The 14,674-nt window shown below is 57.7% G+C and carries 15 protein-coding genes; all 15 read right to left on the bottom strand.

Going from position 1 to position 14,674, the window contains the following annotated elements; genetic code table 11:
* A complete protein-coding gene (rnhB, locus tag F6R97_RS22085; protein WP_008072671.1) occupies positions 1–642 on the bottom strand; it encodes a ribonuclease HII in 642 nt (213 codons plus the stop codon).
* Complete coding sequence (gene lpxB / locus F6R97_RS22080; RefSeq protein ID WP_315867097.1) at positions 642–1,769, bottom strand: lipid-A-disaccharide synthase; 1,128 nt, start codon at positions 1,767–1,769, stop codon at positions 642–644. The genes rnhB and lpxB overlap by 1 nt, the downstream gene beginning before the upstream one ends.
* 2 nt (positions 1,770–1,771) lie before the next feature.
* Positions 1,772–2,548, bottom strand: a complete 777-nt coding sequence (gene lpxA / locus F6R97_RS22075) for an acyl-ACP--UDP-N-acetylglucosamine O-acyltransferase (protein WP_315867096.1) — start codon at positions 2,546–2,548, stop codon at positions 1,772–1,774.
* Complete coding sequence (gene fabZ, locus F6R97_RS22070; RefSeq protein WP_007907157.1) at positions 2,545–2,985, bottom strand: 3-hydroxyacyl-ACP dehydratase FabZ; 441 nt, start codon at positions 2,983–2,985, stop codon at positions 2,545–2,547. The genes lpxA and fabZ overlap by 4 nt, the downstream gene beginning before the upstream one ends.
* 109 nt (positions 2,986–3,094) lie before the next feature.
* Positions 3,095–4,150 (bottom strand): UDP-3-O-(3-hydroxymyristoyl)glucosamine N-acyltransferase, encoded by a 1,056-nt coding sequence (lpxD, locus tag F6R97_RS22065; protein ID WP_038979154.1) that lies wholly within the window; start codon positions 4,148–4,150, stop codon positions 3,095–3,097.
* 3 nt (positions 4,151–4,153) lie between these two features.
* Entirely contained in the window at positions 4,154–4,657 is a 504-nt protein-coding gene (locus F6R97_RS22060) for an OmpH family outer membrane protein (RefSeq protein ID WP_007907155.1), read from the bottom strand.
* Positions 4,658–4,702: 45 nt separating this feature from the next.
* Positions 4,703–7,078, bottom strand: a complete 2,376-nt coding sequence (bamA, locus tag F6R97_RS22055) for an outer membrane protein assembly factor BamA (RefSeq protein WP_050682640.1) — start codon at positions 7,076–7,078, stop codon at positions 4,703–4,705.
* 72 nt (positions 7,079–7,150) lie between these two features.
* Complete coding sequence (gene rseP / locus F6R97_RS22050) at positions 7,151–8,503, bottom strand: RIP metalloprotease RseP (RefSeq protein WP_038979152.1); 1,353 nt, start codon at positions 8,501–8,503, stop codon at positions 7,151–7,153.
* Positions 8,504–8,553: 50 nt separating this feature from the next.
* Positions 8,554–9,744, bottom strand: coding sequence for a 1-deoxy-D-xylulose-5-phosphate reductoisomerase (gene ispC, locus F6R97_RS22045; protein ID WP_048393772.1), 1,191 nt, complete (start codon positions 9,742–9,744; stop codon positions 8,554–8,556).
* The gene (locus F6R97_RS22040; RefSeq protein WP_038979150.1) at positions 9,741–10,544 is read right to left on the bottom strand and encodes a phosphatidate cytidylyltransferase; all 804 of its coding nucleotides are present in this window, start codon (positions 10,542–10,544) and stop codon (positions 9,741–9,743) included. Before F6R97_RS22040 ends, ispC begins: the two co-directional genes overlap by 4 nt.
* Positions 10,544–11,299: a polyprenyl diphosphate synthase gene (uppS, locus tag F6R97_RS22035; protein ID WP_008015050.1), complete on the bottom strand. Its 756-nt coding sequence runs from the start codon at positions 11,297–11,299 to the stop codon at positions 10,544–10,546. The genes F6R97_RS22040 and uppS overlap by 1 nt, the downstream gene beginning before the upstream one ends.
* Before the next feature lie 13 nt (positions 11,300–11,312).
* Entirely contained in the window at positions 11,313–11,870 is a 558-nt protein-coding gene (gene frr, locus F6R97_RS22030) for a ribosome recycling factor (protein ID WP_007907979.1), read from the bottom strand.
* Complete coding sequence (gene pyrH, locus F6R97_RS22025) at positions 11,867–12,610, bottom strand: UMP kinase (RefSeq protein ID WP_003172271.1); 744 nt, start codon at positions 12,608–12,610, stop codon at positions 11,867–11,869. The genes frr and pyrH overlap by 4 nt, the downstream gene beginning before the upstream one ends.
* A gap of 211 nt (positions 12,611–12,821) precedes the next feature.
* Complete coding sequence (gene tsf, locus F6R97_RS22020; RefSeq protein ID WP_038979149.1) at positions 12,822–13,685, bottom strand: translation elongation factor Ts; 864 nt, start codon at positions 13,683–13,685, stop codon at positions 12,822–12,824.
* 192 nt (positions 13,686–13,877) lie between these two features.
* Positions 13,878–14,615 carry a 30S ribosomal protein S2 gene (gene rpsB, locus F6R97_RS22015; RefSeq protein ID WP_007907989.1) on the bottom strand — a complete coding sequence of 246 codons (738 nt, stop codon included), beginning with the start codon at positions 14,613–14,615 and terminating at the stop codon, positions 13,878–13,880.
* Positions 14,616–14,674: the final 59 nt, after the last annotated feature.

Raw genomic sequence — 14,674 nt, 5'->3', positions numbered from 1 at the left:
CTAACTACCAATCAGGTTTTCCCGTGCCTCATACGCCAAGCGTACCGGGGCGAACGAGCGGCGATGAATTGGGGTCGGCCCCAAGCGGGCCAACGCTTCCAGATGAACGGGCGTCGGGTAGCCTTTATGGCCTCCGATCCCGTAACCCGGATAAATCAATTCGAACGCGGCCATTTCTCGATCACGGCTGACCTTGGCCAGAATCGATGCCGCGGCAATGGCGGGCACCTTGCCGTCGCCCTGAATTACCGCTTCGGCGCGCATAGAGAGTTTCGGGCAACGGTTGCCGTCGATCATCGCCAGTTTCGGCTGAATGTGCAGCCCCTCGACGGCACGCTGCATGGCCAGCATGGTGGCGTGAAGGATGTTCAGTTCGTCGATTTCTTCTACTTCAGCGCGAGCGACATACCAGCTCAGGGCCTTTTCGCAGATTTCGTCATAAAGCGCATCACGGCGAGCTTCGGTGAGTTTCTTCGAGTCGTTGAGGCCCAGGATGGGGCGGCTCGGATCAAGGATCACCGCCGCCGTCACCACCGCACCACACAGCGGGCCGCGACCGACTTCATCGACACCCGCCACCAGATCTTCAAGCTCATCGACTAGCATAAAATCCAGGCCCAGCTGCTTGCTTGCTTTGCTCATTATGCTCTGCCAATCAGGTTCAGTACCGCGTCCGCTGCCTGATTGGAGGCGTCCAAGCGCAGGGTTCGGTGGATTTCGTCAAAGCCTCGGGTCTGTTCCTGGCCACCTTCGATCAGTGGCGACAGGGTCTGGGCCAAGGCCTCTACCGTCGCATCGTCCTGCAACAACTCCGGCACCAGCAGGCGCTGGGCCAGCAAATTCGGCAAGGAGACGTAGGGACTTTTCACCATCCGTTTGAGAATCCAGAACGTCAGCGGTGCCAAGCGATAAGCGACCACCATCGGCCGCTTGTACAACAATGCTTCCAACGTAGCTGTGCCCGAAGCGATCAACACCGCGTCGCAAGCAGCCAGGGCCAGATGGGATTTGCCGTCGAGCAAGGTCAGCGGCAGATCGCGACCGGCCAGCAGCTCTTCAAGCTGGGCCCGGCGCTGCGGGCTCGCGCATGGCATGACGAACCGTACGCCCGGACGCATGGCCCGCAAGCGCTGGGCGGTGTCGAGGAACAGCGCACCAAGGCGCCCGACCTCACCGCCACGGCTGCCCGGCATCAGGGCGACCAGCGGCCCGTCCGGCAAGCCAAGTTCGGCCCGCGCTGCGGCGCGATCAGCCTCAAGCGGAATCGCATCGGCCAGGGAATGCCCGACAAACCGCACCGGCACGCCCTTCTCTTCATAAAATTTAGCTTCGAACGGAAACAGCGTCAGCATCAGGTCGCAACCTTCGCGAATCTTCAGCACCCGCTTCTGCCGCCAGGCCCAGACCGACGGGCTGACGTAATGCACGGTCTTGATCCCGGCCTGACGCAGCTTGAGTTCGATATTGAGATTGAAGTCCGGGGCATCGATACCGATGAACACGTCCGGCTTCTCGGCGATCAGGTCCGCGATCAGTTTCTTGCGACGCGCCAACAGCTCGCGCAAACGGCCCAGCACTTCCACCAAGCCCATGACAGAAAGGCGTTCCATCGGGAAATACGACGTCAGGCCTTGAGCCTGCATCAGCGGACCGCCGACACCGATGAACTCGACTGCCGGATGCTGAGCTTTGAGCGAACGCATGAGGCCCGCACCCAGAATGTCACCGGAAGCCTCTCCCGCCACCAGCGCAATACGCAAATTGGCCATGGTTAACGGGTGATGCCGCGGGTCGAAGACTGGATGGAGTCACGGAATACCGCGACTTCCGGGAACTGAAGCGAGGGTTCGGCCAGCTCGGCAAGCGCCTGTTCGACTGTCAGGCCCTGGCGGTAAACCACCTTATAGGCACGACGTAGCGCGTGGATCGCATCTTCGCTGAAACCGCGACGACGCAGGCCTTCGAAGTTCATGCTGCGGGCTTCGGCGGGGTTGCCGAATACCGTGACGTAGGCTGGAACGTCCTTGCCAATGGCAGTACCCATGCCGGAGAAACTATGGGCGCCAATGTGGCAATACTGGTGAACCAGAGTAAAACCGGACAGGATCGCCCAGTCTTCAACGTGCACATGGCCCGCCAACGCGGTGTTGTTGACCAGAATGCAGTGGTTGCCGATAACGCTGTCATGACCGATGTGGGCATAGGCCATGATCAGGTTGTGATCGCCCAGGGTCGTTTCCGAACGATCCTGAATGGTCCCGCGGTGAATCGTCACGCCTTCACGGATGATGTTGTGGTCACCGATGACCAGACGGGTTTCTTCGCCCTTGTATTTCAAATCGGGCGTGTCCTCGCCTACCGAAGAAAACTGGTAGATGCGGTTGTGCTTACCGATTCGGGTCGGGCCCTTGAGAATCACATGCGGCCCGATCACTGTCCCCTCGCCGATTTCCACACCTGCGCCGATGATCGACCAAGGGCCGACTTCGACGTCGTCGGCCAGAATGGCCGTCGGATCGATGATTGCGCGAGGGTCAATCAAACTCATAGTTTGCGTTCCGCGCAGATGATTTCAGCGGAGCAGACTGGTTTGCCATCGACCGAAGCCTGGCACTCGAACTTCCAGATCTGACGCTTGCAGCTCAGGAATTTGGCTTCCAGGATCAACTGATCGCCCGGCAGCACAGGCTGGCGGAAACGCAGCTTGTCGGAGCCGACGAAGTAATAAAGCGTGCCGTCGGCAGGCTTCACGTCAAGCATTTTGAAACCAAGGATCCCGGCAGCCTGAGCCATCGCTTCAATGATCAGTACGCCCGGCATGATTGGATGCGCAGGGAAGTGACCATTGAAGAACGGTTCGTTGATGCTGACATTCTTGTAGGCGCGAATGCGCTTGCCTTCCACATCCAGATCCACGACCCGGTCCACCAGCAGGAACGGGTAACGGTGAGGCAGGTATTCGCGAATCTCGTTGATGTCCATCATTTCGGGGGGAAGCCTATGTAAAGATTGGGAGCGCGCGACTGACGCGCACTCCTCTAGCAAATCAAGGGAGGCAGTCTAGCGGCTGTGCACACTTGATATGGAAATGGTATCAGCCATCTGATGAAGCATTACCGCCAGGGGTCACGTCCCCTACACGCTTTTCCAGCTGTCGCAGACGTCGCGCGATGTCATCGAGCTGACGGATACGTGCCGCGCTTTTGCGCCATTCGGCTGCCGGTTGCATCGCCGTACCGGAAGAATAGGAACCCGGCTCGGTAATCGAGTGGGTCACCATGGTCATCCCGGTCAGGAAAACGTTGTCGCAAATCTCGATATGCCCCACCAGCCCTACGCCACCGGCGAGCATGCAATGCTTGCCGATTTTGGTGCTGCCGGAGATCCCCACACACGCGGCCATGGCGGTGTGGTCACCGACCTGGACGTTGTGAGCGATCTGAATCTGGTTGTCGAGCTTCACACCATTGCCGATAACGGTATCGGCCAGTGCGCCGCGATCGATAGCGGTATTTACGCCTATTTCCACGTCATCGCCGATCGAAACACCGCCGACCTGGGCGATTTTCTGCCAGACACCTTTCTCGTTGGCAAAACCGAAGCCTTCACCGCCGAGCACGGCACCGGATTGAATCACTACCCGTTTGCCAATGCGCACGTCGTGATACAGCGTGACCCGCGGGGCCAACCAGCCGCCCTCGCCGATTTCGCAGCGCGCACCGATGAAGCAATGAGCCCCAACAGTCACACCTGCGCCAATACGCGCTGCACTTTCGATCACCGCAAAAGCACCGATGCTCGCCGCGGGGTCGACCACTGCATCCGCTGCCACCACCGCTGTCGGGTGAATACCGACAGGCGCCTTGGGCTTTGGATCGAACAGGTGGGAAACGCGCGCGTAGGCCAGATACGGATCCGGCACCACCAATGCATCACCGGCAAAACCTTCAGCGTCAGCGGCCTTCAGCAATACAGCCGCGGCCCGACTGTCAGCCAGGTATTTACGGTATTGAGGATTTGCCAGAAAGCTCAACTGAGCTGGGCCAGCCTCTTGCAAAGTGGCTAGCCCAGTAATTTCTTTCTTCGGGTCGCCACGCAAGGTGGCGCCGAGGAACTCGGCCAACTGGCCGAGCTTTATAGTCGCTGTCATGGGTTACTTCAGCTGATTCATGCGCTCGATAACCTGGCGAGTGATGTCGTACTGAGGTTTGACATCAATCACTGCGCCACGCTCGAAGACCAGGTCAAAAGCACCTTTCTTGATGACTTCTTCCACAGCGCTGTCCAGTTTCGGCTTGAGCTGTTTCAGCATTTCACGATCGGCAACGGCTTTGGCTTCGTTCAGTTCCTTGGACTGGAACTGGAAATCACGGGCCTTTTGCTTGAACTCGAGCTCCAGACGTTCGCGCTCGCCTTGCTGCATCTTGTCGCCACCGGCCATCAGACGGTCCTGGATACCCTTGGCACTGCTTTCCAGGCTCTTGAGCTTGGTCAGTTGCGGGCCGAATTTTTTCTCGGCATCCACGGCGTATTTTTTCGCCGCGTCGGATTCCAGCAGGGCCATCTGATAGTTCAGAACGGCGATTTTCATGTCGGCAAAAGCCGGTCCTGCAACCAGTACGGTCGCCAGGAGAACCAATTGAGTCAACTTACGCACGATGCACTCCTACAAAATCCATTGTCGTTATCTTGGGTCAGACGCTTAGAACGTCTGGCCGAGGGAGAATTGGAACACTTGAGTCTCAGCGTCATCCGGTTTCTTGATCGGCATGGCCAACGCGAAGCTCAAAGGACCCAGTGCGGTAACCCAGGTCACGCCGACACCGACGGAGCTGGCCATGTTGCTCAGGCTGATGTCGTTGCACTGCGTATTGGACTTCGAACCGTCAGCGTTCCTGGTCTCTTTGCACGTCGAGTCGAACACGTTACCCACGTCCCAGAATACCGAGGTGCGAAGGGAACGCTGATCCTTGACGAACGGCAGAGGGAACAGAACCTCAACACCGCCCTGGATCAGGACATTACCACCGAATGGCAGTGGATCCTGGTCCGGGTCGACCGACGTCCCCGGGTTTTTACCGGTACTTGGTGTACTGCGAGGCCCCAGAGTACTGTCCTTGAAGCCACGCACCGAGTTGAAACCACCGGCGTAATAGTTTTCATAGAACGGCAAGCCATCGGTCGAACCGTAACCATCGCCATAGCCCAGCTCGGTGTGCAGACGCATGGTGTAGTTTTCGGACAATGGCTGGAACAACTGGCCACGGTAATCGAGCTTGAAGAACGACAAGTCGCTGCCAGGGGTGGTGGTTTCCAGAGTCAGGCTCTGAGAACGACCACGGGTCGCCAGCACGCCTTTGTTCAAAGTGGACTCGGACCAACCGGCCGAAGCCTTGAAGTTCAGGTAGCTGTCGCCCTCGCGGTTAACGAAGTCGAAAATCTCGTCAACGGTATACTGGCCGGTCTTGATATCGTCCTGTTGCGCGGTCAGGCCGAAGGTCAGGCGCGAAGTCTCGCTGATCGGGTAGCCGACGCTCACGCCCGCACCCAGGCTGTCTACGGCATAGCTGGCCACGTCGACATCGAGGTCGTCATAGTCTGTGGTGCGATAGAAAGCGTTGTAACCCAAGCTCACACCATCAGCAGTCCAGTAGGGGTCGACATAACCGAAGTTATAGCGGCTCTGGTATTCACTGCGAGTCAAACCGATGCTGACCTTGTTACCGGTACCCAGGAAGTTGTTCTGGGTGATCGAACCACCGAGAATCAGACCGGCGCTCTGGGCGAAACCGACACTGGCGGTAATCGAACCGGAAGCCTGCTCTTCAACGCTGTAGTTCACATCAACCTGGTCGTCTACGCCCGGCACGGCCGGCGTTTCGACGTTGACTTCCTTGAAGAAGCCCAGACGCTCCAGACGGGTTTTGGATTGGTCGATCAGGTAAGTCGAAGCCCAACCGCCTTCCATCTGACGCATTTCACGGCGCAGCACTTCGTCTTCGGACTTGGTGTTGCCACGGAAGTTGATACGGTTCACGTATGCACGCTTGCCCGGATCGACAGCGAACGTGATGTCGACCGTGTGGTCGTCATCGTGAGGCTGAGGCACGCCGTTGACGTTGGCGAAGGTATAACCCTCGTTACCCAGGCGACGGGTGATCAGTTCGGACGTGGTGGTCATCAGCTTGCGCGAGAACACCTGGCCTTTCTGAACCAGCAGCAGGGACTTGACCTGGTCTTCAGGGACTTTCAGATCGCCACTGAGCTTGACGTCACGAACGGTGTACTTGTCGCCTTCGTTGACGTTGACGGTGATGTAGACGTGTTTTTTGTCCGGGGTGATGGACACCTGGGTCGAAGCGATATCCATATTGATATAGCCGCGATCCAGATAGTAGGAACGCAGACGCTCCAGGTCACCGGAGAGTTTTTCACGAGCGTACTTGTCATCGTTCTTGAAGAATGACAGCCAGTTGCTGGTCTTGAGCTCGAACAGGTCGATCAGGTCTTCATCAGGAAAAACCGTGTTACCCACCACGTTGATGTGCTGGATAGCTGCAACGGTGCCTTCGTTGATGTTGACCTTCAGGCCCACGCGGTTACGCGGCTGCGGCACCACTTCGGTATCGACGGTGGCCGAGTAACGGCCCTGAGCGACGTATTGACGCTGCAGCTCGTTACGCACACCTTCAAGGGTGGCACGCTGGAAGATCTCGCCTTCGGCCAGACCGGATTGTTTGAGGCCCTTCATCAGGTCTTCAGTGGAGATCGCCTTGTTGCCTTCGATTTCGATACTGGCGACCGACGGACGCTCGACTACAGTGATGACGAGGACGTTGCCATCGCGACCCAGCTGGATATCTTGAAAGAACCCGGTTTTGAACAACGCACGAGTGGATTCCACCAGGCGACGATCATCCGCCTGTTCGCCGACGTTCAACGGCAAGGCACCAAAGACGCTACCCGCGGAGACCCGCTGGAGGCCATTGACGCGAATATCAGAGATAGTGAAGGACTCGGCGTGAACTTCGGCGATCATCAATACGGTGAGAACCGCAGTTAGCAGCAGACGTTTCATGAAGTCCTTTCTTATTCCAACTGGCAATAAAAACTGCCGCAAAATGCGGCAGATTCGCAATTCAGCGAAGCGTTACAGTCGACCCAGATCATTGACCAGAGCAAGTAACATCACCCCGACCACCAAACTGATACCGATCTGTATCCCCCAACCTTGCACCCGATCCGACAAGGGACGACCACGCGCCCACTCGATCAGATAAAACAACAAATGTCCCCCATCCAGTACAGGAATGGGCAACAAATTCAGAACCCCCAAGCTAATACTCAGATAAGCAAGGAAATTCAGGAAATCAGCGACGCCCGACTGGGCAGAAGCGCCCGCCACTTTAGCAATGGTTATCGGTCCACTCAAGTTTTTTACCGAGAGCTCACCGAACAACATTTTCTTGAGCGAATCGAGGGTCAGTACGCTCATGGTCCAGGTACGTCGGGCACCCTCGCCAATCGCTGCCACCGGACCGTAACTGACTTCACGAATCATCTCTGGTGGCCAATCGACCGCTTTCACCCCGGCGCCCAGATAACCACTGGGCGACTTGCTCTCGCCGCGAGCGGCCAACGTCACAGGGACGTCGATTTGAGCACTATCGCGCTCGACGCGCAGCATGATTTTGGTATCTGGATGCATACGGACGATGTCGACTACTTGCTGCCAGTCGTCCAGTGCCTTGCCATCAAGGGCCAACAGGCGGTCACCCGGCTTCAGGCCCGCAGCCTTCGCCGGCCCTTTCGGATCAAATTCGGCCAGGACTGGTGGCAACGCAGGACGCCAAGGACGAATACCCAGCGAGCGAATCGGATCTGGCTCCTCAGCACCCTTGAGCCACTTGTCCAGCACCAGCTCACGGGGTGAGTCCACCGTGGAGCCCTGTTCGCGGACCAGCAATTGAAGGGAGCCGCTCTCACCCAGACGACGGATCAGTTGCAGGTTCACCGCGGCCCAGCCGGAGGTTGGCTCGCCATCGATGGCCATGATTTCCTGGCCCGGGCTCAAACCTGCCTTGGAGGCAATACTGCCGGACTCGACCGCACCGATAACCGGCCGCACCTGCTCGCTGCCCAGCATTGCCAATGCCCAGAAAAACACCATTGCCAACAGAAAGTTGGCGATCGGGCCGGCCGCGACGATGGCGATGCGCTGACGGACAGATTTGCGATTGAAGGATTGATCGGCCTGATCGGCCGGGACCTCGCCTTCGCGCTCGTCGAGCATCTTCACGTAGCCACCCAACGGGATGGCGGCGATCACGAATTCAGTGCCTTTACTGTCGTGCCAGCGCAGCAACGGCATGCCGAAGCCCACGGAGAAACGCAGCACTTTGACCCCACAGCGACGCGCGACCCAGAAATGGCCGAATTCGTGGAAGGTAACCAGCACACCCAGCGCTATCAGGGTGCCGACAATCATATAGAGCGCGCTCATGTATTTTCTCCGCAACTATCAGTGCTGCATGGGGCAAAGTATTGCAGCACTTATCGCCCGTGACGGCTCAACCATTGCCCGGCCAGTACCCGTGCTTTCGCATCGGCCGTAAACACTGCCTCGAGATCATCTACCGCAACCACAGGCTCGAGGTTCAACACTTCCTCGATAATACTCGCGATTTCCAGGTAGCGAACCCGTCCGTCGAGAAAGGCCGCCACAGCCACTTCATTCGCGGCATTGAGCATGGCCGGCGCGCTGTTGCCAGCCTCGGCGGCTTGACGCGCAAGGCGCAGGCAAGGGAAACGCTCCTCATCGGGCGCCTGGAAATCCAGGCGAGCGATGGCAAACAGGTCCAGCGGCGCAACGCCCGAGTCGATTCGCTCTGGCCAGGCCAGGGCATTGGCGATTGGCGTGCGCATGTCCGGATTGCCCAACTGCGCCAATACCGAACCGTCGATGTAGTCGACCAGCGAATGAATCACGCTTTGCGGGTGAATCACCACTTCGACCTGGGACGGCGTGGCGTCGAACAGCCAGCAGGCCTCGATCAACTCGAGCCCTTTGTTCATCATGCTGGCCGAATCCACCGAAATCTTGCGACCCATGGACCAATTCGGGTGCGCACATGCTTGCTCGGGGGAAACATGGGCCAGTTCGGCCATGGGTGTCTGCCGGAACGGGCCGCCAGAGGCTGTCAGTAAAATCCGACGCACACCGACCGCGCCAAGCCCGCGAGCGAAATCCTGTGGCATGCACTGGAAAATCGCGTTGTGCTCGCTGTCGATCGGCAGCAGCACCGAACCGCTTTTGCGCACGGCCTGCATAAACAGCGCACCGGACATCACCAGCGCTTCTTTATTGGCCAGAAGAATCTTCTTGCCGGCCTCGACCGCCGCCAGGGTCGGACGCAAGCCCGCCGCACCAACAATGGCCGCCATCACCGCGTCGACTTCCGGATCGGAGGCGACCTGACACAAGCCCTCCTCCCCCACCAGAACGCGGGTCGACAGACCGGCCGCACGCAAATCTTCCTGCAAGCCCCGGGCAGCGCCAGATTCCGGCACGACGGCGAAGCGCGGCGAATGACGCATACACAGCGCCAGCAACTCACTCAAACGAGTGAAACCGCTCAAGGCGAAAACCTGATAACGCTCGGGATGACGGGCAATGACGTCGAGAGTACTCAGACCAATCGAACCGGTCGCTCCCAGCACGGTAATCTGTTGTGGGCGGCTCATGCTGCCATCCACAGCAGCACGGCGAATACCGGAATCGCCGCTGTCAGGCTATCGATGCGGTCCAGGACGCCGCCGTGGCCGGGCAGCAGATTACTGCTGTCCTTGATCCCCGACTGGCGCTTGAACATGCTTTCAGTGAGGTCGCCCACCACTGAAATGAATACGATAATTGCGGCACCGAACAGGCCCATCAGCATCTGAGCGAAACTCCAGTCCCGCACAAAACCGACGATTGCTGTAATCACCAGGCTCAGCAGCAAGCCGCCGTAAACGCCTTCCCAGCTCTTGCCTGGACTGACCTGTGGCGCCAGCTTGCGCTTGCCGAAGGCCCGACCGGAAAAGTACGCACCGATATCAGCCCCCCAGACCAGCACCATCACCGCCATGATCAGCCAGTTACCCAAGGGCTCCTGCTTGATCAAAACCAGACCTTGCCAGGCCGGTAACAGAATCAACAAACCGATCACCAGTTTGCAGGCAGCACTGGCCCAATGTTGACTGGACTGTGGATAGGTCAACACCAGGTACGTGGCCACGCCCCACCAGAGCACTGAAGCGCCCAACACCCAAGGCGCGAGCCCCGGCACGATATGCATGACAAACAGCGCCAACGCGACCACAGCCGCATAGGCGACGCGAATCGACTGAGTAGCGAAACCTGCCAGGCGCGCCCACTCCCACGCCCCGAGCGTCACCACCAGCCCGATGAACAGCGCAAAACCGGACCCTTCGAGCAGGAAAAACCCGCACAGGGCAATCGGCAGCAAGATCAGCGCCGTGATGATTCGTTGTTTAAGCATTAAACCCGGGCTCCAGCCTCGACCTGCTCGCTCGTTTTACCGAAGCGACGCTGGCGAGAAGCGAAATCGGCTAGCGCATTGCGCATGGCGTCGTGTTTGAAGTCCGGCCAGAACAGGTCGGAGAAGTACAACTCGGCATAAGCCAGTTGCCACAGCAGGAAGTTGCTGATGCGATGCTCGCCACCGGTACGGATGCACAAGTCCGGCAACGGCAGATCACCGGTCGCCAGACAGGTTTGCAACAGCTCAGGGGTAATGTCCTCCGGACGCAGATGCCCGGCCTGAACTTCTCGGGCCAGACGCTGCGCGGCTTGCGCGATATCCCACTGACCACCGTAGTTGGCGGCGATCTGCAGGACAAAGCGGTTTGCACCGACAGTCATCGCCTCGGCTTCGCGCATGGCGGCCTGAAGCTCCGGGTGAAAACGCGAACGATCGCCAATGATGCGCAAACTGATGTTGTTGTCGTTGAGGCGCTTGGCCTCGCGACGCAATGCCTTGAAGAACAAATCCATCAAGGCACTGACCTCATCGGCCGGGCGCTGCCAGTTCTCGCTGGAGAAGGCGAACAGGGTCAACACTTCAACCTTGGCCTCGGCACACACCTCGATTACCGCACGCACTGCATCCACGCCCGCTTTATGCCCGGCGACACCCGGCATAAAGCGTTTTTTCGCCCAGCGATTATTACCATCCATGATGATCGCGACATGGCGCGGCACCGCGGACGGCGCAGTCTGCTTTGTCTTATCCATTAAAACGTGACCCTTATACGGCCATCAGGTCTTTTTCTTTCTGCGCCAAATTCGCGTCGATTTCAGCCACGTACTTTTTGGTCAGATCGTCAATTTCGCCAGTAGCGCGACGTTCTTCGTCTTCGCTGATTTCCTTTTCCTTGACCAGATCCTTGAGCTGGCTGTTCGCATCACGACGGATGTTGCGTACCGCAACACGGGCATCTTCAGCGACATCGCGAGCCTGCTTGGTGAAGCCCTTGCGGGTTTCTTCGGTCAGGGCCGGCATGGAGATCAGCAGCAACTCACCGAGGTTGGTCGGGTTGAGGTTCAGACCCGCGCTACCGATGGCTTTGTCGACGGCACCCAGCATGTTGCGCTCAAAGGCAACCACTTGCAGGGTACGGGCGTCTTTAACGGTGATGTTCGCCACCTGTTTGATCGGAGTGTCGGAGCCGTAGTACGGAACCATCACACCTTCCAGAATGCTTGGGTGCGCCTGGCCCGTACGAATACGACCGAAGTTGTGCGCCAGCGATTCGACGGATTTTTTCATGCGCTCTTGAGCGTCTTTCTTGATTTCGTTGATCATTGTTGGCCTTCCTCGATCAGGGTCCCTTCAGCGCCGCCATGTACGATGTTCAGCAGGGCGCCGGGCTTGTTCATGTTAAATACGCGCAACGGCATCTTGTGGTCGCGGCACAAGCAGATAGCCGTCAAGTCCATTACACCCAGCTTGCGATCCAGTACTTCATCATAAGTCAGATGATCGAACTTCTCGGCATGCGGGTCTTTGAATGGATCAGCCGTGTAAACGCCATCGACCTTGGTTGCCTTGAGTACGACGTCAGCGTCGATTTCGATTGCACGCAAGCAGGCTGCCGAATCCGTGGTGAAGAACGGATTACCAGTACCGGCCGCAAAAATCACGACTTCCTTGGCGTTCAGGTGGCGCATGGCTTTGCGGCGATCGTAGTGATCGGTCACGCCAACCATGGAAATGGCCGACATCACGATGGCCGAGATATTGGCACGTTCCAGCGCATCACGCATCGCCAGGGCGTTCATCACAGTGGCCAGCATGCCCATGTGATCGCCAGTGACCCGATCCATGCCCGCCGCGCTGAGCGCTGCGCCACGGAACAGGTTACCGCCACCGATCACCAGACCGACCTGAACACCGATGCCGACCAGTTGGCCGACTTCCAGCGCCATGCGATCCAGAACTTTGGGGTCGATCCCGAACTCTTCCGAGCCCATCAGGGCCTCGCCGCTAAGCTTGAGTAGAATGCGTTTATAGCGAGCCTGATAACCACTGCCCTGCTGAGCCATTGCGAATCTCTCCTGCGGCGTATTTTAAAAAATTCTTTGCGAGCTGTTTACAGCTGGCGTTCACTCTAGCTTGGCACTGCTTCAGCGCCATCGGAACATGGCTTTGTAAGCCAGTTCCAAAAGGAAACCAATTAAAATTGGCAACCCCATCTGAAAAGAGGCTGCGCGCGTGAGCGGGCAGCCTCTTCAGGGCGACAGTTAAAAAACCGTCTTATTGCTTGGCGGCAGCCAGCTGGGCAGCAACTTCTTCAGCGAAGTTGTCGACCGGCTTCTCGATGCCTTCGCCTACTTTGAAGTAGGTGAAAGAAACGATTTCTGCACCGGCTTTCTTGGCCAGTTCGCCAACCTTGATTTCAGGGTTCTTGACGAACGCCTGCTCAACCAGGCTCGCTTCAGCCAGGAACTTGCTGATACGGCCTTTGACCATGTTTTCAACAATGTTTTCTGGCTTGCCGGCGATTTTGTCAGCGTTGAGGGTCAGGAACACGCCTTTCTCGCGCTCGACCGCTTCAGCGGAAACTTCCGATGGCAGCAGGAATTCAGGGTTGGTGGCCGCTACGTGCATAGCGATATCCTTGGCCAGCTCAACGTTGCCGCCCTTGAGAACAACCGCGACACCGATCTTGTTGCCGTGCAGGTAACCACCAACAACATCACCTTCAACGCGAGCCAGGCGACGGATGTTGACGTTTTCGCCAACCTTGCCGACCAGAACCAGACGATCGGCTTCTTGAGCTTCGATCAGCGGAGCGACGTCAGTCAGCTTGTCAGCGAACGCTTTTTCAACGCTGGAAGCAACAAATGCCTTGAAGTCGTCTTGCAGGGCCAGGAAGTCGGTCTGCGAGTTCACTTCCAGCAGAACGGCGGTTTTACCGTCTTCTTTAAGAGCGATCGCGCCTTCAGCAGCCACGTTGCCTGCTTTCTTGGCAGCCTTGATGGCGCCCGAAGCACGCATGTCATCAATGGCTTTTTCGATGTCGCCGCCGGCCTTGGTCAAGGCCTTTTTGCAATCCATCATGCCTTCGCCAGTACGCTCGCGCAGTTCTTTGACCAACGCTGCAGTAATCTCTGCCATTTTCAAATTCCTCTTGGATAGGTTTTCAACCATTCCACCCGATCGAACGGGCGTTCAATTCTTCCCGAACCACCCTTGTTAGCCGCTGCACGTTACAAATGCTGTAGCTGCGCTGCCGACAAATGGTTTTCGAGGTGGCAAAAAGGGGGCCAAGCCCCCTTTTTGCTTACTGAGTCAACGCCAGGGCGTCAATTACTCAGCTGCAGCTGCCGGAGCTTCTTCAACGAACTGCTCGGTGCCGCCAGCAACGTGGTTGCGACCGCGGATAACAGCGTCAGCCATCGAACCCATGTACAGCTGGATAGCGCGGATTGCGTCATCGTTGCCTGGGATGATGTAGTCAACGCCTTCCGGGCTGCTGTTGGTATCGACTACGCCGATAACCGGGATGCCCAGCTTGTTGGCTTCGGTGATCGCGATGCGCTCGTGATCAACGTCGATAACGAACAGAGCGTCTGGCAGACCGCCCATGTCCTTGATACCACCCAGGGAACGATCCAGCTTCTCAAGATCGCGAGTGCGCATCAGCGCTTCTTTCTTGGTCAGCTTGGCGAAAGTACCGTCTTCGGCTTGCACTTCAAGGTCACGCAGACGCTTGATGGAAGCACGGATGGTTTTGAAGTTGGTCAGCATGCCGCCCAACCAGCGGTGATCGACGTACGGCGAACCGCAACGTGCTGCTTCTTCAGCAACGATCTTGCCAGCGGAACGCTTGGTGCCGACGAACAGGATCTTGTTTTTGCCCTGGGCCAGACGCTCTACGAAAGTCAGAGCTTCGTTGAACATTGGCAGGGTTTTTTCAAGGTTGATAATGTGGATCTTGTTACGCGCGCCGAAAATGTATTTACCCATTTTCGGGTTCCAGTAACGGGTCTGGTGACCGAAGTGCACACCGGCCTTCAGCATATCGCGCATGTTGACTTGGGACATGATAGTTCCTTAATAAGTCGGGTTTGGCCTCCACGTATCCCAATGACCAACCAGCAGCT

This window comes from Pseudomonas sp. JV414, assembly GCF_032424305.1.
GTDB classification, from domain to species: domain Bacteria; phylum Pseudomonadota; class Gammaproteobacteria; order Pseudomonadales; family Pseudomonadaceae; genus Aquipseudomonas; species Aquipseudomonas lini.
The sequence above is the reverse complement of the archived record's forward strand: the minus strand, read 5'-3'. Positions and strand labels throughout refer to the sequence as shown.